The sequence below is a fragment of the Streptomyces sp. NPDC091279 genome (assembly GCF_044757465.1).
Taxonomy (GTDB): domain Bacteria; phylum Actinomycetota; class Actinomycetes; order Streptomycetales; family Streptomycetaceae; genus Streptomyces.
In genome coordinates this window covers 56,231-77,388 of record NZ_JBIVVA010000022.1, presented here as the reverse complement: position 1 = coordinate 77,388, position 21,158 = coordinate 56,231, and the positions used below count along the sequence as shown (strand labels likewise).

The following is a 21,158-nucleotide window of genomic DNA, read 5'->3' as shown; positions in this document are numbered from 1 at the left end:
GTGCTCTTCACTACCGCCCGCGCCCCCCCCCATCGCCCTGGTGGGGGGCCGGGGGTGGGCGCGGGCGGCGGGGGGTTTAAACCTCGTGTGGTGGGGGGGGGGGGGGGCGGGGGGGGGCGCCCCCCCCCCCCACCAAAAGGGGTGAACGCTCGTAACTTTCCCGTGCGGGGCGCGTTCGCTCGCGCTAAGGGATCAAGCAGTTACGTTTCGTCAAGCCAGGGGCAGGCTTCGGTCAGCCTCCGGACCGGCCACGACCGGCACTCGACCGACCTCGACCGCCCCTCCCCGGACAGCCTCCGACCACGGCCGATCCACCTCGGCCGACGGCCCATTCGCCCCGGGGAGTGGCCCATTCGCCGCAGCGCACGGTCCCGTTCGCCACGGAGCACGGTCCCTGCCGTCACAGAGCACGGCCCGGTTCGCCGCAGCGCACGGTCCCGTTCGTGTCAGACCGTGGCCAGTTCCTGGCGGGCTGCCCGGCGGTCGGCCGCGACCTGCGGGTCGAGCGCCGGTACGGCGGCCAGGAGTTGGCGCGTGTACGGGTCGCTCGGGGCGTCGTACACCTCGTCGGCGGGCCCGGACTCGACGATCCGGCCCTGGCGCATGACGGCGACCCGGTCGCTGACCTGACGGACGACGGCGAGGTCGTGGGCGACGAAGACGAGCGCGAGCCCGAGTTCGCGTTGGAGTTCGCCGAGCAGGGCCACCACCTGGGCCTGGGTGGTCACGTCGAGCGCGGAGACGGGCTCGTCGCAGACGATGACGCGCGGGTCGGCCGCGAGCGCCCGCGCGATGCCCACGCGCTGGCGCTGGCCTCCGCTGAACTCGTGCGGATAGCGGTCGTAGTGCGCCCCTTCGAGCCCCACGCGCTCCAGCAGTTCACGCACGCGCCCCCGGATGCGCTGTTCGTCGCGCTCGCCCCGCGCGCGCAGCGGGTCGGCGATGGACTCGCCCACGCTGCGGCGGGGGTTGAGGGAGGAGACGGGGTCCTGGAACACCATCTGCACGTCCGGCCGCACGCCTACGCGCGCGTGCCCTTCGTGGCGGACCTGTCCCGCCGTCGGTTCGAGGAGTCCGACCAGCATCCGGCCGAGCGTCGTCTTGCCGCTGCCGCTCTCGCCGACGATGCCGAGGGTCTCGCCCCGGCGCACGGTGAGCGACACATCGTCCACGGCGGCGAACGTGCCCTTGCCGCGCCCGAACTCTCGGCGCAGCCCGGTGGCCTCCAGGACGACTTCACCGACCGCCTGGGAGGACGCGCGGGCCGCGTCCACGCGGGGGACGGCGGCCAGCAACGCGCGCGTGTAGGCCTGTTCGGGCGCTCCCAGAACGGCGGCGACCGGGCCGTGCTCGACCGCGCGCCCGTGCCGCATGACGAGGACCTCGTCGACGCTCTCGGCGGCCACGCCCACGTCGTGGGTGACGAGCAGCAGCCCGGTGCCGGTCTCCTGGCGCAGGGCGTGCAGCAGGTCGAGGATCTGGGCCTGGACGGTCACGTCGAGCGCGGTGGTCGGCTCGTCCGCGATCAGCAGGTCCGGCTCGCAGGCGAGTGCCATGGCGATGAGCGCGCGCTGGCGCATGCCGCCGCTGAACTCGTGCGGGCGTGAACGGGCCCGGCGTGCCGCGTCCGTAATGCCGACCCGGTCGAGGACCGCGACGGCACGTGCGCGTGCGGCGCGTCGGGACACGCGGGTGTGCGTGCGGTAGACCTCGGCTATCTGGTCGCCGATCGCGTAGTACGGGTCGAGGGAGGACAGCGGGTCCTGGAAGACCATGGCGGCCTTTCCGCCGCGCAGCCGCCGCAGTTCGCCCTCTCCGGCCTCCTGGACGTCGATGCCGGCGACCTCGATCGAGCCGCCCACGCGCGCGCCGGTGTCGCGGTGCAGCCCCAGCAGGGCGGCGGCGACCGTGGACTTGCCGGAACCCGACTCGCCGACCAGGGCGAGCGCGGCGCCCCGTTCCAGGCGGAAGGAGAGTCCGTCGACGGCCTTCAGGTCGCCGAACTCGACGGTCAGGTCAGTGACGTTGACGAGACTGTTGGCAGAACTCATGTCAGTACCACCCATCAATGATGTCAATGCCACTGTCGCTCACGTCCATGCCACCACCGACCACGTCAACATCACCGGCACTCACGTCCATGCCACCACCGACCACGTCAACGTCACCAGCGATCACGTCCATGCCACCGTTGATCACGTCAAGACCACCCGTCGGTCCGCCACCGCGTACAGCACGTCCGCGACGGCGTTGGCGAGGACCACGAAGAAGCCGACGACCAGGACCATGCCGACGACGACCGGAAGGTCGACCACGTTGACCGCGTGGACCAGTTCCTGGCCGATGCCGGGCAGTCCGAACAGCGTCTCGGTGAGCACCGCGCCGCCGATCGCCGAGCCGACGTTGTTCGCGTTGAGGGCGATGACCGGTGCGAACGCCCCGCGCAGGGCGTGCCGTCCGATGACCGACCGCTCGGCGACGCCGTACGCGCGGAACGTGCGGATGTGGTCCTCGGCGAGCGTCTCCAGCATCGAGGCACGGGTCAGCCGGGCGAACGTGGCGGCCTCGATGAGGGCCAGCGACAGCCAGGGCAGCAGCAGGTTCCACGCCCACTGTTCGGGGTCGTCGGTGAAGTTCACGTACTGCGGGAACGGCAGGAGTTGCAGTTCGCCGCAGACGACGATCATCAGGACCAGGCCGATGACGAAGACCGGCGTGGCCGTGCCGGCCAGCGTGACGGCGGTCAGGGCCCGTTCCGAGAAACGTCCCCGGCGCCACGCGGAGAGCACGCCGGTGCCGACGCCGAGCAGCAGCCAGATCACCATCGAGCCGAGCACCAGGGAGAGGCTGACCGGCAGCTTCGTCAGGATCAGCGCGGTGACCTGCTGGTCGGTCTGGTAGGAGAGGCCGAGGCAGGGGGCCGAGCAGTGCTCGACGGAGGTGCCGGTGGAGTAGTCAAGGCCGACGAACAGGCCCTTGAGGAAGTCCCAGTAGCGCACGTACAGCGGGTCGTCGAGGCGGAGTTGCTCGGCGACCTGGTGCACCTGGGCCGGGGAGCAGCGGGGGCCGCAGGTGATCTGGGCGACGTTGCCGGGGGTGACGTAGAAGACGACGTAGACGATCACCGAGATGGCGAGCAGGGTGATCACGGCGCCGATGACGCGGCGCAGCAGGAAGCCGCCGAAGCCGCTCATGAGGCGGTACCTCCCGTGGACGTGTCCTTCTCCTGACCGCCGCCGTCGGCAGTGTCCCCGCCGACCTCGACGGCTGTCCCATTCACTGAGACATCTGTCTCATCCCGACCGTCCGGTCCCACCGGAACGTCCGTCCCGTCCAGACCGTCCGGTCCCACCGGAACGTCCGTGCCGTCCAGACCGTCAGGTTCCGCCAGGGCCGCCGCCCCGTTCACGTCGCCCGTCCCCGTCGCAGCCGCCTTCTTGGTCTTCTTGCGGCCCGTTCCCACGCGCAGGCGGGAGGCCGCGCGGGGGTCGAGGGCGGTGCGGACGCCGTCGCCGAGGACGGTGAGGGCGAGCACGGTGACGAACAGGGCGCCGGCCGGCAGCAGCAGGTACTGCGGGGCCGCCTGGTACCAGACGTCGGCGGCGGTGAGCATCTGTCCCCAGGACGGGGTGGGCGGCTTCACGCCGACGCCGAGGAAGGACAGGGCGGCCTCGACGGTGATGTTGGTGGGGACCAGGAGCGCCGCGTAGGTGATGACGGGCGCCGCGAGTCCCGGCAGCAGTTCGCGGCGGGCGATGCGCAGGGTGCCCCAGCCGCTGAGCCGGGCGGCGGACACGTAGTCGAGGCCCTTCAGGGTGAGCGTCTGGGCGCGCACGATCTTGGCGGTGTTGCCCCAGGCGATCAGCCCGATGACCAGGGTGACCAGGACGGGCCGCGGGAAGTTGGACGGGACGATCGCGAGGAGCGCCAACGACATGATCATCAGCGGCATCGCCACGATGATGTCGGTGGCCCGGCTCAACAGTTGATCAACCCATCGGTTGCCCAGTGCGGACGCCACTCCGATGGCCACGCCGAGCGAGACCTGGATGACGGTCGCCGCGAACGCGACCCCGAGGGAGACCCGTGCCCCGTAGACGAGCCGTGCGAACAGGTCGCGCCCGGTCTGCGGTTCGACGCCCAGCCAGTGGTCGCCGGAGATGCCGCCGAGGGAGCCGACCGGCACGCCCCCGCGCGCGGAGTCGATGAGCGAGGGGTGATAGGTGGTCGGGTCCTGCCCTTCGAGGGCGGTGAGCAGCGGCGCGGCGAGCGCCACCAGGAGCAGCAGGGCGACGACGGCCGCCGCGACGAGGGCGGCGCGCTGCGTCCGCAGCCGCCGCCAGAACTGACGGGCCCCCGAGGCCGTCGGCAGGGGCTGTGTGCCCGCGCCGACGGCCTCGGAGGTGACAAGTGCCTCGCTCACGTCGCTACTTCACCGCGACCTGGGAGATGTCGAGGACGCCGGTCCAGTCGCTGATCACGATGTTCTTGACGTCCTTGCCGTACAGCCGCTTGTAGACCGGGTGGAACAGCGGGACGGTCAGGGCCTGGCCGGCGATCTTCTTGTCCAGTGCGCCCCACCTCTTGGCGGCAGCGTCAAGGTCCGTCAACTTGTTGATCGAGTCAATCTCGGCATTGACCGACTTGTCATTGAGCAGGCCCGAGTTGAAGTTCGCGCCGTCCTTGACGATCTGGCGGCCGTCGAAGATCGGGGCGAGGTACGGACCGCCGGACGGCCAGTCGGCACCCCAGTGGGCGAGGAAGAAGCCGGGCTCGGTCTTGACGTTGTGGATCTTGTCCCGGTAGTCGTTGTCCTCCAGGCCCTGGAGCTTGACCGTGATGCCGGCCTTCTTGAGGGCGTCCTGGACTGCGGTCGCGATCTCCGGGCTGGTCTCGAAGTCCTTGCTGTTGGAGTGGGTCAGCGTGATGGTGAGCCCCTTCGCGTAACCGGCCTCCTTCAGCAGCTGCTTGGCCTTGGCGGCGTTGCCGGAGCTGCCTGCCGGGAAGAGGTCGTAGGGCGTGTAGCCGAAGGACTTCTGGTTGGGCAGGAAGGTGGTCGCGGACTCCGCGAGCGCCGAGCCGCCGGCCGCGTTGATCACGGACGAGCGGTCGATGGCGTACGAGATCGCCTCGCGCACCTTGATGTCGTTGAACGGCTTGACCGTCGGGTTGAACGCTATGTAGTTCGTGTAGCCGAAGTGGCCGGTGCCGACCCGCGCGGCCAGTTCCTTGTCGCCGGAGACCTTGGCGAGTTCGGCGGGGCCGAGGTTGGTGTCGGTGGTGACGGCGGCGGCGTCGGTGCCCTGGGAGGCGGACAGCCGCTGGTTGATGACGGAGGAGTCGAGGCCCGACTGCACGTCGATCTTGTCCGGGTAGGCCTTGCGCTGGTCGTCCTCGGACCAGTAGGTGTTCCGCGCCAGCACCATGTGCTCGCCGTCGTTCTCGTTCTTGACGACCTTGTAGGGGCCGGACGAGATCGGGTGCTCCTCGTACTTGGTGCCGGTGTCCTTGGCCTTCGGCACCGGCGTGAACTGCGTCTGCGTCGCCAGGTACGGGAACTCGCCCTCGGACTTGTTCAGGTGGAAGACGATGGTCCGGTCATTGGGCGTCTCGATCGCCGAGAGCCCCTTCTTGTCCTTGTAGGGACCCTGGTAGTCGGCGGCGCCGACCAGCCAGTCCCGCAGGTAGGGGGCTCCGCCGGACAGCTCGGGCGCGAAGGAGCGCTCGATGCCGTACTTGATGTCGGCGGTCGTGATCGGCGTGCCGTCCTCGTACTTGAGCCCCTTCTTCAGGGTGTACGTCCACACGGTCGCGTCCTTGCTCGGGCGTCCGGTGTCGGTGGCGAGGTCCGGGACGACCTTGGCACCGGCGGCGCCGTTGGCACGGTTGCGGGTGGTGAGCGTCCTGAAGACCATGGACGGGACGTTTCCGCCGCCGGAGGTGTAGAGGCGCGCCGGGTCGAAGTCCGTCTGCGGGTTGGCGTTCAGGACCGAGAGGGTGCCGCCCTTGTGCGGCGTCGAACCGCTGCCGGAGGCCTTGGCATCGTTGTCCTCGGGCCCGCAGGCGGCGGCGCCGGCTGCCACGACCAGGGTGACGGTTGCCACGGCCACGCGGCGCGCTCTGGGGGACGGTTGACGCATCGGATGGACGACCTCTCGTGGGGTTCGGACCGGGCGGACCGAATGGTGAGACAACTGGACGAGGAATGAGACGAACCGGGACAGACGTCTGCCCTGGCGTCAGGTCGTCGAGGGTCACGACATCACGAGGGAGTCATGGGGCGTGAAGAAGATCGCGACGCGGACGCCGGGGCGTTCGTCAGCGACAGTGGATGTCGGCCACGCAGAGCGCGGTCACGCCGATGAGCGCCAGCTCTATGGCTGCTCGTGCGGAGGCGGGGCGGGGCGACATGCCCAGAAATATGTATGAACTTTCTGCCCCTGTCAATGTGACTCCGATGGCCCCTGTCAACTCCCGGGATAGGCCCACGCATTGGGCCGGCAGTGGATGCCGTCGTGGTCGAGGAACTTGGTCTGCTGCTGCATGACCGGCGCGAGATCGCCGTCCTTGTCGCAGGTCACATGGGAGTAGCCGAGCCGGTGACCGACCTCGTGGTTGATCAGCATCTGCCGGTAGGAGTGAATCGCGTCACCGTAGGTTTCGGCGCCCTGTGCCCACCTATAGGCGTTGATCATCACGCGGTCCGTGAAGACCGAGTCGCAGGACACGTTGTCCACGGTGGTGTCCAGGCCGGACTTCTCGCACCAGTAGGCGGTGGTGCCGGGGCTGGCCAGGGTGACCACGAAGTCCGGGTCGCCGGAGGAGACGCGCTCGAAGGTGCGGGCGTCGTCGTGGGCCCAGCTGCGGTCGTCGTTGAGGGTCTTCTGCACGGCCTCGGCGAACAGTTCGCCGTCGAGCCCGAGCCCCTTCTCGACGTCCACCCGGTACGTGAACTTCTCCCCCTTGCCGGGCGCCTCGACGGTCCCCGGGATCGCGTCGAACTTCCCGGTGGCGTCGAGCGTGGCGCTGAGCGGGTACTTCATGCTCATCTTCTGCGCGTACGTCAGCGCCACCACGCTCGGCGACGTCGACGGCGTCGGCCGCCCGTCCCCGCGCGAGGCGGAGTCCCGCCCGTCCTGCGTCCCGGCCACCGAGCGCGACCCCGCACCGCCGCCCTCCTCGCGGTCCGCGGCCTGTCCGGCGACGACGACGGCGAGCACGGTGGTGACAGCGGCGGCGGCGACACCGGCGAAGGCGCGCCCCTTGCCGCCCGCCCCCTGCGCGGGCACGCCGGTCGGCGGCTCGTCGTCGCCGAGGCCGGGTTCCGGGCTGCGCGTGACGGTGGTGCGGACGCGGGGCGCGAAGACATCGTCGTCGTCCCCGTCGAAGGCCTCGACGTAGTCCTGGCGCGGCTCGCGCGCGGACGCGGGCCGCTGTCCCGGTATGGCCGGCCCCGCCGCGCCGCCCCGGGCCGGGGGCTCGCCCCAGCCGCCGCCGGGTTCGCGCTGCTCGGGGTGGCCGCCGCGGACGCCGGGCGCACCGCCGGGAAGGCGGGGGGCGCCGTGCACGGCCGTGCCGTCCGGGAGATGCGCCGCCACGCGCGCGGGGCTGCCGTCGGGCGGTCTCGGAACGGCGGTGGCCGCGGCGCCCTCGGGGAGCCGGGCGCCGCGCGACGCACCGTCAGGAACCCTGGCGCCGGGGTGAGGTGACGCACCCTCGGCACGGTCCCGGCGCGCACCGCCCGGCGCGGCCTCGCGGCCCTCGGTGTTGTGCGCGGCCTCGCCCTGGGCGGTGTCCTTCTCGGTACCGCGCCGGCTGTGGCGTCCCACGTGGCCCCTCAGCTCCCTGCGCTCTCGACGGCGTTCCCGTCACCGGCGTCAGTCTCGGACACGAAACCCTCACCGCGCGAATCGGCGTCCTCCTCATCGGCGTCCGTCGTGTCCGCCATGCGCGCGGTGTCCGTCGTGTCGGCGGTGTCGGCGAGCAGGGCCCGGAACGCCCGCGCGACCTCCTGCGGGTACTCCATCATCGCCACGTGTCCCGCCTCGGGCAGGGTGAGCAGCCGGGAGTCCCGGAAGGCCTTCGAAGCCTTGCCTGCCATGCGGAATCCGACGAGTTGGTCCCGGCCGCCGTAGACCAGCAGGGTCGGCGCGAGGACCCGTTCGGCCTGCCGCCACAGCCCCTGCTGGCCGCCCACGGTGTACGCGTCGACGATCCCGCGTGTGGAACGCGTCACGGCGTCCCAGAAATACGGCAATTGGAGCCGTCGCTCCATCTCGTCGACGGCGTCGCGGAAGCCCTCCGGCGTCACCCGCGCGGGGTCGCCGTAACAGAGGGCGGTCACCCCGCGGACCCGCTCCTCGGCCGACCATCCTCTGGTGAGCCGGGCGAAGAATCCGGACACCCCCGGCAGCGCCATCAGTGCCGTCGGCACGGCGGACCGCTGGACGCGCAGTTCGGGCAGGGCCGGGGAGACGAGGGTGAGGGTGCGGACGAGGTCGGGGCGCAGGGCCGCGACCCGGGTGGCGACGGTACCGCCGAGCGAGTTGCCGAGGAGGTGGACGGGGCTCCGTCCGGCGGCGTCGAGGTGACGGATCACCGCGCGCGCGTGCCCGCCGACCGAGTAGTCGCCGTCGTCCGGTGGCGGGGAGTCGCCGAAGCCCGGCAGGTCGAGGGCCTCGCCGTCGACGACGTCGTCCAGCTCGCGCATCAGCGCCGACCAGTTCTGCGAGCAGCCGCCCAGACCGTGCACATACAGGGCGGGCGGCAGTCCCGCGCGCGCGGGCGGGCGGGAGCGGACCGTCACCGTGCATCCCGGCAGCCCGACCGACCGGAGCCGCTCCCCCTCGGCGACCCGGACGGGCGTCACCTTCGGGAGTGCGTGGGGCGCGGACGCCGACACCGCCGGCAGCTCGGTCGAAGACATGCGGCAATGTTACGAGACGATCACGCGACGCCTCATGTGTTCGCCGTCACAAGTCCCGTGCTCATCGCATAGCGTCCGGAACGCGTGTCTTCTAGGCTCGGAAAGAGGGCACCCGCTGGTGGCCCCCGTCGCCCCGGGGGACGTTCCGAGGAAGGGAGCCCATCATGGCCGTCGACCCCAGCGACCCTGCCACGTTCGAGGAGGACGACGCCCCGCGCGTGCCCGAGATCGACGTCGAGGCGCCCGCGGACGACACCGCGGAGCAGCGCACGGACGTCACCCAGGAGCACGACGACCCGGTGGCGGGCGCCGATCAGGACACCGCGAACGAAGCCGACGTCGTCGAACAGTCCCGGGTCGTCGCCCTCGACGAGGACGACTACCGCTGACCAGGACCCGGGGCACACCCTTGGAGGCACCGCTGACCTGGGACGACGCATTATGGAGTGCTGAACGAGGCATGGGAGGGGCACGAAAAGCCCCGAGGCTTCCCGCTCCGCCCCGGTTCAAAACGTTCTCCGCCGCTTTCGCAGCCGTCCGGTCCGTGAAATTCTGCGCTCGCACCGCGCGCGACAGGGTTACCGAAAAGTACGATGGCCCGGCGGCGCACACCGCATGTGGACGACATTGGGAGGCGGCGTGACAGCCATCGAGCAGACAGAGGCGGCACGCCCGCGCGGCACGCGCCTGCCGCGCCGTGCCCGGCGCAACCAGCTGCTGGGCGCCGCCCAGGAAGTCTTCGTGGCCCAGGGCTACCACTCGGCCGCGATGGACGACATCGCCGAGCGGGCCGGCGTCAGCAAGCCGGTGCTCTACCAGCACTTCCCGGGCAAGCTCGACCTGTATCTCGCGCTGCTCGACCAGCACTGCGAGTCGCTGATCCAGTCGGTGCGCGCGGCCCTCGCGTCGACGACCGACAACAAGCAGCGCGTGCGGGCCACGATGGACGCCTACTTCGCGTACGTCGAGGACGACGGCGGCGCCTTCCGTCTGGTGTTTGAGTCGGACCTGACGAACGAACCCGCCGTACGCGAGCGCGTCGACAAGGTCACGCTGGAGTGCGCGGAGGCGATCTGCGAGGTCATCGCCGAGGACACCGGCCTCTCGCGCGCCGAATCGATGCTGCTGGCCTCGGGGCTCGGCGGCCTCGCCCAAGTGGTCGCCCGTTCCTGGCTGCACAGCGACCGCAGCGTCCCGCGCGACCAGGCGGTGCGGCTGCTCGCCTCGCTGGCCTGGCGCGGCATCGCGGGCTTCCCGCTGCACGGCACGGACCAGCAGCACTGAGCGGTACGCGGGAACGGCGGTTCGCGCGGTGTTCGCTCCTGGCGTTCCCGCGCGACGCCGTGTACGTCCCCTCACCGGGCTAATGTGTGCGGGTACGGCGCGCCAGGTCGCGCACTTCATGACCGTCGGAGGGACATAGCCGTGGAGGTCAAGATCGGCGTGCAGCACGCGCCCCGCGAGATCGTTCTGGAGAGCGGTCAGAGCCCCGAGGAGGTCGAGCGGATCGTGGCCGAGGCACTCGCCGGGAAGTCGCAGCTGCTGACCCTCGTGGACGAGCACGGCCGCAAGGTCCTCGTCCCGGCCGAGCGGCTCGCCTATGTCGAGCTGGGCGAGGCCGCCCCGCGCAAGGTGGGCTTCGGCGCGCTGTAGTCACACGCGACGACAAGGGCCCGGCGACCACGCGTCGCCGGGCCCTTTCGCGTCCCGGTGTCGCATCCTGGTTGCGCGTCCCGGTGCGGGGTCGTCCTCCGTTCGGCCCTTCTCGTCTGGTCCACGACCCGCGCCCGGAGGAGGATTGCATTTCGCAGGTCACGGGTATGACGGGCTACGACCGTGACTCGAACTGTGGCCGTGTGGGAGGGACCCCATGTTGTTGTTGGAAGCACTCGGCTCCGCTGTGCTCGGCCTGGTGCTGGCGGGCGCGGCGGTCCACCGTCTCGCGCACCGACTGCCCGCCCGATCCCTGGTGTTCGCCACCGGCGTCGCCGGGGCCCTGTTCGGTTCCTTCATCGCCCGCAGCGCCCTGGACCCCGGCAGTTTCCTGCTCAGTCTGATCGGCGCGGCCGTCGTCTCCGCGGCCTCCCTGTCGCTGCTGCTGCGCCCGTCCGGCGGCCAGTTGGGCCGTTGGTCGGCGCCCGCCCAGGGCCCGAGCCCGAGCTAGGCAGCGAGGCCCAGGGCCGCCATCCGCTTGGTGTGCGCCTCGGTGATGCGGGAGAACATCCGGCCGACCTCGGCCAGGTCGAAGCCGTCCGCGACACCGCCGACCAGCATCGTCGACAGGGCGTCCCGGTCGGCGACCACGCGCTGGGACTGCGACAGGGCCTCGCCCATCAGCCGCCGGGCCCACAGCGCGAGCCGGCCGCCCACCCGCGGCTCCGCGTCGATCGCCGCGCGCACCTTCTCGACGGCGAACTCCGCGTGCCCGGTGTCGTCCAGGACGGCGAGCACCAGTTCGCGGGAGTCGGCGTCGAGGCGGGCGGCGACCTCACGGTAGAAGTCGCTGGCGATCGAGTCGCCCACGTACGCCTTGACCAGGCCCTCCAGCCAGTCCGACGGCGCGGTCTGGCGGTGGAAGCCGTCGAGGGCGGCGACGAACGGCTGCATCGCGCCGGTCGGCTCCTCGCCGATCTCCGTGAGCCGGTCGCGCAACCTCTCGAAGTGGTGGAACTCCGCCGACGCCATCTTCGCCAGCTCCGCCTTGTCCGCCAGCGTCGGCGCCAGCTTGGCGTCCTCCGCGAGCCGCTCGAACGCCGCCAGCTCCCCGTAGGCGAGCGCGCCGAGCAGGTCGACGATCGCGGCCCGGTACTGCGGGTCGGCGGCGGCGGTCGCCCAGTCCTGGGCGGCGACCCCGGTGTGGGCCGCGGCTTCGTCGGGGGCGTTCTCGGGCTTGTCAGAGGTGGTCATGCAGCGCACAATAGCCCGCTCGCCCGGCGGGGGAAGGCCCTGGTCAATCACTGTGACGGCGATGACGTGAGGGAATCGGCCATCGCATGTGCGGGAATCCGGGGTATGGTGGTAATGCGCCTGCTGAGTACCTCCGCCTCGCGAAGACGAAGCGTCTCGACGGGCCGCACGTTTGAGGATGCCCGGTCGGTGGCCCGATCGGCTCCGACCCCGACCGCCCTCCGTGGCCGTACGGCACATCGCGTACGACGACCGGGGGGACATCCCTCAGCGGTACGAGCGCTAGAGCGTTGGCAGTGGTCCCGTGCCATACGGCACGCCCATAGGCAGCCGACGTCCCCAGCACGGTCGTAGACGACCCCCGCGCTCGCCTCGCGCCGCGCACACAGAAGAGGCAAAACCCTGACTACGACGTTCAGAGATCTCGGAATCCTTCCCGAGACCGCCGAGGCGCTGGAAGCCGTCGGCATCATCACCCCCTTCCCCATCCAGGAGATGACCCTCCCCGTCGCCCTCTCGGGCAGCGATGTCATCGGCCAGGCCAAGACCGGCACCGGCAAGACGCTGGGCTTCGGCCTGCCGCTCCTGGAGCGCGTGACCGTCCCCGCCGACGTGGAGGCCGGTCGCGCCCGTCCCGAGGCGCTCACCGACGCCCCGCAGGCCCTCGTCGTCGTCCCCACGCGCGAGCTGTGCCAGCAGGTCACCAACGACCTCCAGACCGCCGGCAAGGTCCGTAACGTCCGCGTGACGGCGATCTACGGCGGCCGCGCCTACGAGCCGCAGGTCGAGACCCTCCGCAAGGGCGTCGACGTCGTCGTTGGCACCCCGGGCCGGCTGCTCGACCTCGCGGGCCAGAAGAAGCTGAACCTCGGGCACATCAAGTCGCTCGTCCTGGACGAGGCCGACGAGATGCTCGACCTGGGCTTCCTGCCCGACGTCGAGAAGATCATCAACATGCTGCCGGTGAAGCGGCAGACCATGCTGTTCTCGGCGACCATGCCGGGCGCGGTCATCGGTCTCGCCCGCCGCTACATGTCGCAGCCCACGCACATCAGCGCCACCTCGCCCGACGACCACGGCCGCACCGTCAAGAACATCGCGCAGCACATCTACCGCGCGCACTCGATGGACAAGCCGGAGATGGTCGCCCGCATCCTCCAGGCGGAGGGCCGCGGTCTCGCGATGATCTTCTGCCGTACCAAGCGGACGGCCGCCGACATCGCCGAGCAGCTCCAGAAGCGCGGTTTCGCGTCCGGCGCGGTCCACGGCGACCTCGGCCAGGGCGCCCGCGAGCAGGCGCTGCGCGCGTTCCGCAACGGCAAGGTGGACGTCCTCGTCTGCACCGACGTCGCCGCGCGCGGTATCGACGTCGAGGGCGTCACCCATGTCATCAACTACCAGTCCCCCGAGGAGGAGAAGACGTACCTGCACCGCATCGGCCGCACCGGCCGCGCGGGCGCCTCGGGTACGGCGATCACCCTCGTCGACTGGGACGACATCCCCCGTTGGCAGCTCATCAACAAGGCGTTGGAGCTGAACTTCAACGACCCGCCGGAGACGTACTCCACGTCCCCGCACCTCTTCGAGGAGCTGCGCATCCCGGCCGGCACCAAGGGTGTCCTGCCGCGTGCCGACCGCACGCGCGCGGGGCTCGGCGCGGAGGAGCTTGAGGATCTGGGCGAGACCGGCGGCCGTGGTGGCGGCGGTCCGCGCGGCCGTGGCGGGCGGGCTCCCGAGCCCCGCGCCGAGGAGCGCGAGCGTCCGGCCCGTACCCCGCGCCGTCGTCGTCGCACGCGTGGCGGAGCCGAGGCGGACGGCACCCCCGTCGTCGAGGCAACGGCGCCGGTGGCCGAGGAGTCGACGGGCACCCGCACGCCGCGCCGCCGTCGCCGTACCCGCTCCGGTGGCGCGGAGGCGCCGGCGGCCACGCCGGTGACGTCGCAGGCGCCCGAGAGCCCCGTCGCCGCCCCGGAGGCCGCCGAGGCCCCGTCCAGGTCACGCCGTCGCCGCAACCGCAGGCCGTCCGCCGACACCGCCGTCGCAACGGTGGTCGAGGCGCCGGTCGCCGTCGAGGCACCGGTCGTCGCGCCGGCCCCGGCGGTCGTCGAGACACCGGTCGTCGTCGAAGCGCCGGTCGTCGTCGAGGCGCCGGAGCCCGAGGTCGCGCCCGCGCCGCGCCGTCGGACCCGGAAGGCAACGGCCGTTGCGGAGACGGCTGTTGACGCCGCCGAGGCCGTCGAGGCCACGCCCCGTCGCCGGACCCGCAAGGCGGCCGAGCCGTCCGAGGTGACCGTCGAGACGGCGCCCGAGCCGAAGCCGCGCCGGACGCGCAAGGCGGCCGCGGCTGCCGTGGCGGCTCCCGTCACGCCGGTCGAGGCGCCGGAGGCCGTCGAGGAGGCCAAGCCGAAGGCTCGCCGCACCCGTAAGACGGCGTCCGCCGCCGAAACCGTCGTCGAGACGGTGGAAGCGGTCGAGGCCAAGCCGAAGCGCACCCGCAAGGTCGCGGCGACCGCCCCGGAGACCACCGAGGTCGTCACCGAAGCCAAGCCGCGCCGGACGCGGAAGGCCGCCGCTGCCGTCGTTGAGACGGCGGAAGCGGTCGAGGCCAAGCCGAAGCGCACCCGTAAGGCTGCGGCGACCGCCCCGGAAACGACCGAGGTCGCCGCCGAGGCCAAGCCGCGCCGGACGCGGAAGGCCGCCGAGGCTGTCGTCGATACGGCGGAAGCGGTCGAGGCCAAGCCCAAGCGCACCCGCAAGGTCGCGGCCGCCGCCCCGGAGACCGCCGAGGTCGCCGCCGAGGCCAAGGCGCGCCGCACGCGCAAGGCCGCCGCTGCCGTCGTCGAGACGGTGGAGGGTGCTGAGGAGGCCAAGCCGAAGGTGCGGCGGACGCGGAAGACCGCGGCGACGGCCGAGATCCCGGCGCAGGCCGCCGAGGAGCCGACGGAGGCCAAGCCGCGCCGGACCCGCAAGGCCGCCGTCGCGGAGCCCGGCGCCGAGGAGAAGCCGAAGGTGCGCCGCCCGCGGAAGACCGCCGCGACCGCGGAGACCACGACGAGCTGATCGCAGGTCGTCCCGCCGAGGGCCCGTTCCACCCCGTGTGGAGCGGGCCTTCGGCTTCTCCTGCCCCCTCCTCGGGCGCCGCTCGGGGCCGCCGGATAGCCTCGCCTCATGAGTAGGCCCCCCACTTTCACCCCGCCCCCCGGTGCCCGTGCCTACGCGGTGCGGACCGCGCGTGGGGAGTTCGCCGTCGTCGACGCGCCCGTGGCCGCCGGTGTGGAGCCGAGGGGTGTGGCGCTGCTGCTGCCCGGGTTCACCGGCAGCAAGGAGGACTTCAACCCGTTGCATGTGCCGCTCGCGGCGCGCGGGTACCGGACGGTGGCCGTGGACGGGCGCGGACAGTTCGAGTCCGACGGCCCCGAGAGCGACGAATCGGCTTACGCGCAGGGCGAGTTGGCGCGGGATGTGCTCGCGCAGGCCGCCGCGCTCGACGCGGGTCCCGTGCATCTCCTCGGGCATTCGTTCGGCGGTCAGGTCGCGCGGGCGGCCGTGCTGCTCGACTCGGCCCCGTTCCGTTCGCTGACGTTGATGTCGTCGGGGCCCGCGGAGATCTCGGCCTCCCAGCAGCAGCGCGTGAAACTGCTGCGGGACGCGCTCGCCGTGATGACGATGAGCGAGGTGTGGGAGGCGATCCAGAGCATGGAGGCGCCCGAGGAGACCGAGACCGGCGAGGACGCGGCCCTGGACGCCGGCCTCGACGACCGGGCCGACCTGCGCCGCCGCTGGCTCGGCACCCGGCCCGCCCAACTCCTCGCCGCTGGACGCCAGTTGTGCGCCGAGCCGGACCGGGTCGCTGAACTCGCCCTGGCCGCACTGCCGTTCCACGTGCTGTCGGGTGTGCGGGACGACACCTGGCCGGTGCCGCTGCTCGACGACATGGCGGTGCGGCTGGGTGCGCACCGGACGGTGATCGCGGACGCGGAGCACTCCCCCAACACCGACCGCCCCGCCCAAACGGCCCTGGCGATAGCCGACTTCTGGGACCGGGTGCCCGGCACGGCGTCCTAGCAGGGGCCCTGGCGGCGTTCTAGTACTGCGTGCGCAGCTGTTCCCAGAAACCGTCCCGCAGCGCCCGTCTGAGGTCGGCGTGGCCGCGCAGGGAGTGCTGGAGGAGGTTCTCCGCCTCGACCAGCAGATCCTGATCGACGGAACCGGGCAAGTACGGGTGCCCGGGCAGGAGTTCGACGAGGGCGGCGCGGCCCCGGGAGGCGAACCACTTCGCCGCGATCTGGGCGCCGACGAAGCGCACGTCCTCGCGGGTGGGGCGGGCCGCCGTCGGCTCGTAGGCCGGGGTGGCGACGCGGCGGGCGACGTACGGCTTGAAGAAGTCGAGATCCAGGGTGCGTTGGCTGTCGACCTCCCAGAGCAGCGGCTCCGCCTGGTTGCGGCCCTCGGGCGCCTCGATGCCCCAGAGGTGGACGCGGGCGCCGTAGCCCTGGGCCGCCTCGACCGCCGACACCAGGTCCTCGTCGCCGCCGAGCAGGGTCGCGTCGCTGATGGCGCGGTGCCGGGCCAGTGACTCCAGGTCGCTGCGGATCAGTGAATCGACGCCCTTCTGCTGGTTGTTGGCGTTGAGGTTGCCCAACCTGACCTTGACGTCCGGGAGTTCGGCGATCGACTGCTGCTCAGCGGTGTGGATGCGGCGCCGGGCGCCGTCGTACCAGTAGACCCGCAGCAGCCTGCTGTCCGCGAAGATCGTGCGGGCCTTGTCGATCAGCGCCTCGATCAGGCCCTCGGCGTCCAGGTCGAAGGCGCGGCGGTCCTCGGTACCGGCGACGAGACGGCCCGCGGCGGCGTACAGGTAGCCCGCGTCGACGAAGATCGCGTGGGTCGAGGGCGTCTTCGCCACCTCGGCCAGCATGCGCTGGAGCAGCTCGTTGGTGCGGTCGATGCGGGTGTGCAGCGCCGCGAGTTCGTCGTCGTTCATCGCCCTCATTGTCCCGGCGGTCACGCTGCGAACACAACCGGTCCCGGTCAGTCTCACGCGAGTGTCTTACCGGTCAGTAATTAGTCGTTCGAAAAATTTCTTTAGCGTAGGGAATGTTTGTAACACGCAAGTCGTTGACTAAGGCATAACACCGAGACGAAGGGAGAAGCCATGCGCTTCGAGATCATGCGACTCGACGAGGTCGACGGCACGACCGTGGACAGCACCGTCGTGGACGCCGCCTCCGTCAACCGGATCGTGCAGCAGGCCGCCGCCGTGGGGCAGCGCCTGTGGATTCGACCGGCTCAGACCCCGGCCGCGTAATACAGACGACGAGCAGACAGACCTGACGCAGTACCGATTCGACGACGTACGAACTGACGAAGACCAGAGCTTCGGAGGCCCCGCCCGGCACAGTGGCGAATTCGAGGGGTCGTTGCAACACAGTTGATCAACTGGCTGTCGCCAGGAGCTTAGCCAAGCGCTCGGCTGGGGTTTCCCAGCCGAGCGTTTTGCGTGGGCGGCCGTTGAGTTCGGCAGCGACGGCGTCCAGGTGTTCGCGGCTGTGGACGGACAGGTCGGTGCCTTTCGGGAAGTACTGCCGTAGCAGGCCGTTCGTGTTCTCGTTCGAGCCGCGCTGCCAGGGGCTGGCCGGGTCGCAGAAGTAGACCGGGATGTTCGTGGCCAGGGTGAACGCGTGGTGGCTGGCCATCTCGCTGCCTTGGTCCCAGGTCAGGGAGCGTCGCAGGTGGGCGGGAAGTGTCTTCACGGTCTCGGCCAGGGCGTCCCGTGTGCTCGCGGCGGTGTGGTCGACGGGGAGGTGGACCAGCATCACGTAGCGGGTGGAGCGTTCGACGAGGGTGCCGATCGCCGAGCGGTTGTCCTTGCCTGTGATCAGATCGCCTTCCCAGTGGCCGGGAACGGCCCGGTCGGCGGCTTCGGCGGGACGGTCGCTGATCATCACCATGTCCTTGACCGCGCGGGGCTGGCGCTTGTTGGACTGGCGGTGAGGACGGCGGCGAGCGCGTCCGGTGCGCAGGGCCTTGGTCAGTTCGCGGCGGAGTTCGCCCCGGCCCTGGACGTAGAGCGCCTGGTAGACCGTTTCGTGGGTCACGTGCATCTCCGGCCGGTCGGGGAACTGTCCGCGCAGAGCGTGGCAGATCTGCTCGGGGCTCCACCGCCGGGTCAGGCGGTCCTGGACGAAGTCCCGCAGCTCGGGGTTCTGGCCGATCTTCCCGGGCTTGGGCCTGGGCCGACGGGCATCGGCGCGGGCCTGGGCCGCATACGGCCGGTAGTGCCACTGGCCACGGGGGTCGACCGTGCGGTTGCGGTGGATCTCCCGGCTGACCGTCGAGGGACTCCGGTCCAGCTCGGCCGCGATGGCCCGGACGGTGGCCTTCTCCCGCAGCCGGTCGGCTATGTGGATGCGCTCGTCCTCGCGCAGGTACCGCGACGAGGCGGACCGTGGCGTCCGCGGAGCAAGCGCGGGCGCCACGGTCCGGTGGGGACTCGTCCTGCCGTTCCGCCATTCACGGCCGGTTCTCAGGTTGATCCCGACGGCCTGGCAGGCTTCCTTGTTCGAGTACCCCAGCTGCATGAGGCGGAAGTATTCCTCCCGCTCCCGGCGCAGCTTCTTGGGCCCCTGAGCCTTGCGGACCTTGCGAACCTCGAAGTCCATCGCACCCCTTGAGCTGGGGTGTTGCAACGACCACTAGAACTCAAGCAGCGCGCGGGGCCTCCGTGCGTACGGGGCTTGTGCGTACGGGATCTCCGTGCGGGCGGGGCGTCTTCGGCAGCGGCGGCGCGGGGGTCAGCCGCCCTTGATCACCTGGGTGACGCCGTTGATGATCTGCTGGACGGCGATGGCGGAGAGCATCATGCCCGCGAGCCGGGTCACCAGGACCACGCCGCCGTCCTTGATGACGCGGATGATCAGCAGCGAGTACCGCATCACCAGCCACAGCACGACGTGGATGGCGAGGATGGCCGCCCACACCGACACCTGCGTGGCCGCGCTGTGCGCCTTCTGCACGGCCAGGATGACGGAGACGATGGCGCCCGGTCCTGCCAGCAGGGGCATGCCCAGCGGAACGAGGGCGACGTTGACGTCCTTGGTCTGCTTCGGCTCGTCCGTCTTGCCGGTGAGCAGGTCCAGGGCGATGAGCAGGAGCAGCAGGCCGCCCGCGATCATCAGGGCGGGCACGGAGACGTGCAGGTAGTTCAGGATCTGGTGGCCGAGGAGGCCGAAGACGGTGATGACACCGCCGGCCACGCAGACGGCCTGGAACGCCATCCGCTTCTGCACCTTGCCGGGGCGTCCGGCGGTCAGGGCGAGGAAGATCGGGGTGATCCCCGGGGGGTCCATGATGACGAAGAGGGTCAGGAAGAGGGAGCCGAAGACGGCGACGTCGAACATCGGTGAGGGGGCCTTGCGAGAGTGAGAGGGTGTTACAGGCGGACGAGGGTGTTACGGGCGGGCCGGGCGGGCCTCAGATTCCGCCGGTCCCGGGCACCGGGAACGCCCCGGTCGCGCGGCGCGTGATCTCGCCGTAGACCTCGGGGTCGGTGACGTTCTCGCCGAGCACGCAGGTCTTGCGGCTGCCGTGGTAGTCGCTGGACCCGGTGGCCAGCAGCCCCAGTTCCGAGGCGAGGCCGCGCAGCCGGGCGCGGGTCTGCGGCTCGTGGTCCATGTGGTCGACCTCAATGCCGTCGAGGCCCGCGGCGGCCATCTCGACGATCGCAGACTCCGGCACCGTACGCCCGCGCTTGCTGGCGCCCGGGTGCGCGAAGACGGTGACCCCGCCGGCGGCCTTGACCAGCCGGATCGCCTCGAACGGGTCGGTCTCGTGCTTCTCCATGTGCGCCCGGCCGCCGTCCGCGAGCCAGTCCGCGGTGAACGCGTCGCTCACGGTCGGCACGACGCCGAGTTCGACGAGGGCGGTGGCGACGTGCGGGCGCCCGACGGAGCCGTCCCCGGCGATCCGCAGCACCTGCTCCCAGGTCACCGGCACGCCCAGCGCGTTCAGCTTGGCGACCATGCCCTGGGCGCGCGGCACCCGGTCGTCCCGCACCAACTCGCGCTCGGCGAGCAGCGCCGGTTCCTCGGGATCGAAGAGGTAGGCCAGCATGTGCATCGACACCCCGCCGACCCGGCACGACAGTTCGGCACCGGTGACCAGCGTGAGCCCCTCGGGCAGCGCGGCGAGCGCCTCGGCGTACCCGCGCGTGGTGTCGTGATCGGTCAACGCCACCACGTCCAGCCCGGCAGCGGCAGCGTTCCGCACCAGCTCACCGGGCGAGTCCGTCCCGTCCGACGCGGTGGAGTGAGTGTGCAGATCAATACGCACGCAACAAACTCCCGACCAGAGGGGACCAACAGAGTGACGCTCCATGCTACGTCACCCCCACAACCCCTACCTGCCCCCTACATACAGCCCCCACCAACAGCCCCTGTAAACGCCGGTCAGGCCAACGCCGAAAAGGGGCGCGGGGCTGTATCAACATGCGGCTCCGCCGCGCAGGCCCGACCAGCCACGACGAGCCCGCAGCCGCGAACAAACCGCACCCCCCACGGCGAGTGGGCGTCACGGCCCAGCAAGCGCGGCGCCCCCGCGTCACGGCCCGAGCAAGCGCGGCGACAACGCTCCGCACGGCACTAGATCGACCTCCGCCCCCGCATCGCGCAGATCCGTCAGCACCAGTTCGTCGTACATCAGCAGCCCCGACTGCTCGGGCCACACCACCGCCCACACCCACAGCCCCAACGCCTCCCCCGCGAACACCGCCCGATCCGACGGCGCCCCGGCGACATGCCACAACGGGGTGGGCCGCCCGGCGGCGAGCACCTTGGTCTGCGGCGGCTTGCCGACGTCCATGAACGGCCCGGGATCAGGCGCGTCGATCCCCGCGTACCGCGCCCCGAGCCCGACCCCCAGCTCCTCGGCGACGAGGATCAGCTCGCCGGGGCCACCGAGCGGCGCGGGCCCCGTGCAGGCCACCGCCGTTGCCCGGCCGCCGCTGCGGTCGTCGCCCGCGCACGCGACGCCCGTGAACAGCCACCCCACGGGCAGGGGCCAGGGCATCCACACAGGCACCTGGGTACGCCCCACCACGACGGTGAGGGCCTCGACGCTGGGCGGGGTCACGGGCTGGATCGGATACACCGTCCCGTGCAGATCGCACTGCCAGGAATCGGCGAAGAGTCCGGGAGCCCTGACCCGGCCGCCACACTTCGGGCAACTGGGTTCGCCCCTCATACCGCACCACGGTCCTAGCTCCACACCGCCACGTCAAGACGATCATCCGCCCGGAACCGGGCGATCCCCTTCCGGCCGGAAGTGA

21 protein-coding genes are annotated in these 21,158 nt (G+C 71.3%); 7 read left to right on the top strand and 14 right to left on the bottom strand.

Annotated features, from left to right (window positions below; genetic code table 11):
• Window positions 1-446 precede the first annotated feature (446 nt).
• The 8 genes from ACIQOU_RS35965 to ACIQOU_RS35930 all read right to left on the bottom strand — a co-directional run bounded on the left by ACIQOU_RS35965 (window position 447) and on the right by ACIQOU_RS35930 (window position 8,926).
• Entirely contained in the window at window positions 447-2,051 is a 1,605-nt protein-coding gene (locus ACIQOU_RS35965; RefSeq protein ID WP_401544519.1) for a dipeptide ABC transporter ATP-binding protein, read from the bottom strand.
• A gap of 1 nt (window position 2,052) precedes the next feature.
• Window positions 2,053-2,184: a hypothetical protein gene (locus tag ACIQOU_RS35960; protein ID WP_401544516.1), complete on the bottom strand. Its 132-nt coding sequence runs from the start codon at window positions 2,182-2,184 to the stop codon at window positions 2,053-2,055.
• A gap of 11 nt (window positions 2,185-2,195) precedes the next feature.
• Window positions 2,196-3,194, bottom strand: coding sequence for an ABC transporter permease (locus tag ACIQOU_RS35955; RefSeq protein ID WP_401544513.1), 999 nt, complete (start codon window positions 3,192-3,194; stop codon window positions 2,196-2,198).
• Window positions 3,191-4,423 (bottom strand): ABC transporter permease subunit, encoded by a 1,233-nt coding sequence (locus ACIQOU_RS35950; protein ID WP_401544511.1) that lies wholly within the window; start codon window positions 4,421-4,423, stop codon window positions 3,191-3,193. The genes ACIQOU_RS35955 and ACIQOU_RS35950 overlap by 4 nt, the downstream gene beginning before the upstream one ends.
• A gap of 4 nt (window positions 4,424-4,427) precedes the next feature.
• Window positions 4,428-6,140 carry an ABC transporter substrate-binding protein gene (locus ACIQOU_RS35945; RefSeq protein ID WP_401544509.1) on the bottom strand — a complete coding sequence of 571 codons (1,713 nt, stop codon included), beginning with the start codon at window positions 6,138-6,140 and terminating at the stop codon, window positions 4,428-4,430.
• Window positions 6,141-6,318: 178 nt separating this feature from the next.
• Window positions 6,319-6,411, bottom strand: coding sequence for an Ms4533A family Cys-rich leader peptide (locus ACIQOU_RS35940; protein ID WP_401544506.1), 93 nt, complete (start codon window positions 6,409-6,411; stop codon window positions 6,319-6,321).
• Between the two features lie 56 nt (window positions 6,412-6,467).
• Window positions 6,468-7,829: a DUF3152 domain-containing protein gene (locus tag ACIQOU_RS35935; RefSeq protein WP_401544504.1), complete on the bottom strand. Its 1,362-nt coding sequence runs from the start codon at window positions 7,827-7,829 to the stop codon at window positions 6,468-6,470.
• An 8-nt stretch (window positions 7,830-7,837) separates the two neighbouring features.
• Entirely contained in the window at window positions 7,838-8,926 is a 1,089-nt protein-coding gene (locus ACIQOU_RS35930; protein ID WP_401544501.1) for an alpha/beta fold hydrolase, read from the bottom strand.
• 164 nt (window positions 8,927-9,090) lie between these two features.
• Between ACIQOU_RS35930 and ACIQOU_RS35925 the strand changes: the two genes are divergently transcribed.
• The 4 genes from ACIQOU_RS35925 (at window position 9,091) to ACIQOU_RS35910 (ending at window position 11,090) form a co-directional block, all read left to right on the top strand.
• A complete protein-coding gene (locus ACIQOU_RS35925) occupies window positions 9,091-9,315 on the top strand; it encodes a hypothetical protein (RefSeq protein WP_401544498.1) in 225 nt (74 codons plus the stop codon).
• A gap of 250 nt (window positions 9,316-9,565) precedes the next feature.
• Entirely contained in the window at window positions 9,566-10,210 is a 645-nt protein-coding gene (locus ACIQOU_RS35920) for a TetR/AcrR family transcriptional regulator (RefSeq protein ID WP_401544495.1), read from the top strand.
• Window positions 10,211-10,351: 141 nt separating this feature from the next.
• Window positions 10,352-10,579 carry a DUF3107 domain-containing protein gene (locus ACIQOU_RS35915; protein WP_401544492.1) on the top strand — a complete coding sequence of 76 codons (228 nt, stop codon included), beginning with the start codon at window positions 10,352-10,354 and terminating at the stop codon, window positions 10,577-10,579.
• A gap of 217 nt (window positions 10,580-10,796) precedes the next feature.
• Window positions 10,797-11,090 (top strand): hypothetical protein, encoded by a 294-nt coding sequence (locus tag ACIQOU_RS35910; protein WP_401544490.1) that lies wholly within the window; start codon window positions 10,797-10,799, stop codon window positions 11,088-11,090.
• Here the strand turns inward: ACIQOU_RS35910 and ACIQOU_RS35905 are convergent.
• Complete coding sequence (locus ACIQOU_RS35905; RefSeq protein ID WP_401544487.1) at window positions 11,087-11,833, bottom strand: ferritin-like fold-containing protein; 747 nt, start codon at window positions 11,831-11,833, stop codon at window positions 11,087-11,089. The two genes, ACIQOU_RS35910 and ACIQOU_RS35905, sit on opposite strands and share 4 nt — an antisense overlap.
• Before the next feature lie 495 nt (window positions 11,834-12,328).
• On the opposite strand from ACIQOU_RS35905, the gene ACIQOU_RS35900 reads away from it, so the two are divergent.
• Together ACIQOU_RS35900 and ACIQOU_RS35895 are read left to right on the top strand one after the other, a co-directional pair.
• Window positions 12,329-14,893: a DEAD/DEAH box helicase gene (locus ACIQOU_RS35900; RefSeq protein WP_401544484.1), complete on the top strand. Its 2,565-nt coding sequence runs from the start codon at window positions 12,329-12,331 to the stop codon at window positions 14,891-14,893.
• Window positions 14,894-15,001: 108 nt separating this feature from the next.
• Window positions 15,002-15,898 (top strand): alpha/beta fold hydrolase, encoded by an 897-nt coding sequence (locus tag ACIQOU_RS35895; protein WP_401544482.1) that lies wholly within the window; start codon window positions 15,002-15,004, stop codon window positions 15,896-15,898.
• A gap of 19 nt (window positions 15,899-15,917) precedes the next feature.
• Here ACIQOU_RS35895 and ACIQOU_RS35890 read toward each other — a convergent pair whose 3' ends face one another.
• Window positions 15,918-16,817 (bottom strand): NYN domain-containing protein, encoded by a 900-nt coding sequence (locus ACIQOU_RS35890; protein WP_401544479.1) that lies wholly within the window; start codon window positions 16,815-16,817, stop codon window positions 15,918-15,920.
• A gap of 171 nt (window positions 16,818-16,988) precedes the next feature.
• On the opposite strand from ACIQOU_RS35890, the gene ACIQOU_RS35885 reads away from it, so the two are divergent.
• Window positions 16,989-17,141: a hypothetical protein gene (locus ACIQOU_RS35885; RefSeq protein WP_401544476.1), complete on the top strand. Its 153-nt coding sequence runs from the start codon at window positions 16,989-16,991 to the stop codon at window positions 17,139-17,141.
• A 127-nt stretch (window positions 17,142-17,268) separates the two neighbouring features.
• Here the strand turns inward: ACIQOU_RS35885 and ACIQOU_RS35880 are convergent, their stop codons facing one another.
• The 4 genes from ACIQOU_RS35880 to ACIQOU_RS35865 form a co-directional block, all read right to left on the bottom strand.
• Entirely contained in the window at window positions 17,269-18,414 is a 1,146-nt protein-coding gene (locus ACIQOU_RS35880) for an IS30 family transposase (RefSeq protein ID WP_401544534.1), read from the bottom strand.
• A gap of 213 nt (window positions 18,415-18,627) precedes the next feature.
• Window positions 18,628-19,233: a MarC family protein gene (locus ACIQOU_RS35875; protein WP_401544473.1), complete on the bottom strand. Its 606-nt coding sequence runs from the start codon at window positions 19,231-19,233 to the stop codon at window positions 18,628-18,630.
• Between the two features lie 73 nt (window positions 19,234-19,306).
• On the bottom strand, window positions 19,307-20,164 hold the full coding sequence (locus ACIQOU_RS35870; protein WP_401544470.1) for a PHP domain-containing protein: 858 nt from the start codon (window positions 20,162-20,164) through the stop codon (window positions 19,307-19,309).
• Window positions 20,165-20,431: 267 nt separating this feature from the next.
• Window positions 20,432-21,073, bottom strand: coding sequence for a DUF6758 family protein (locus ACIQOU_RS35865; RefSeq protein WP_401544467.1), 642 nt, complete (start codon window positions 21,071-21,073; stop codon window positions 20,432-20,434).
• Window positions 21,074-21,158: the final 85 nt, after the last annotated feature.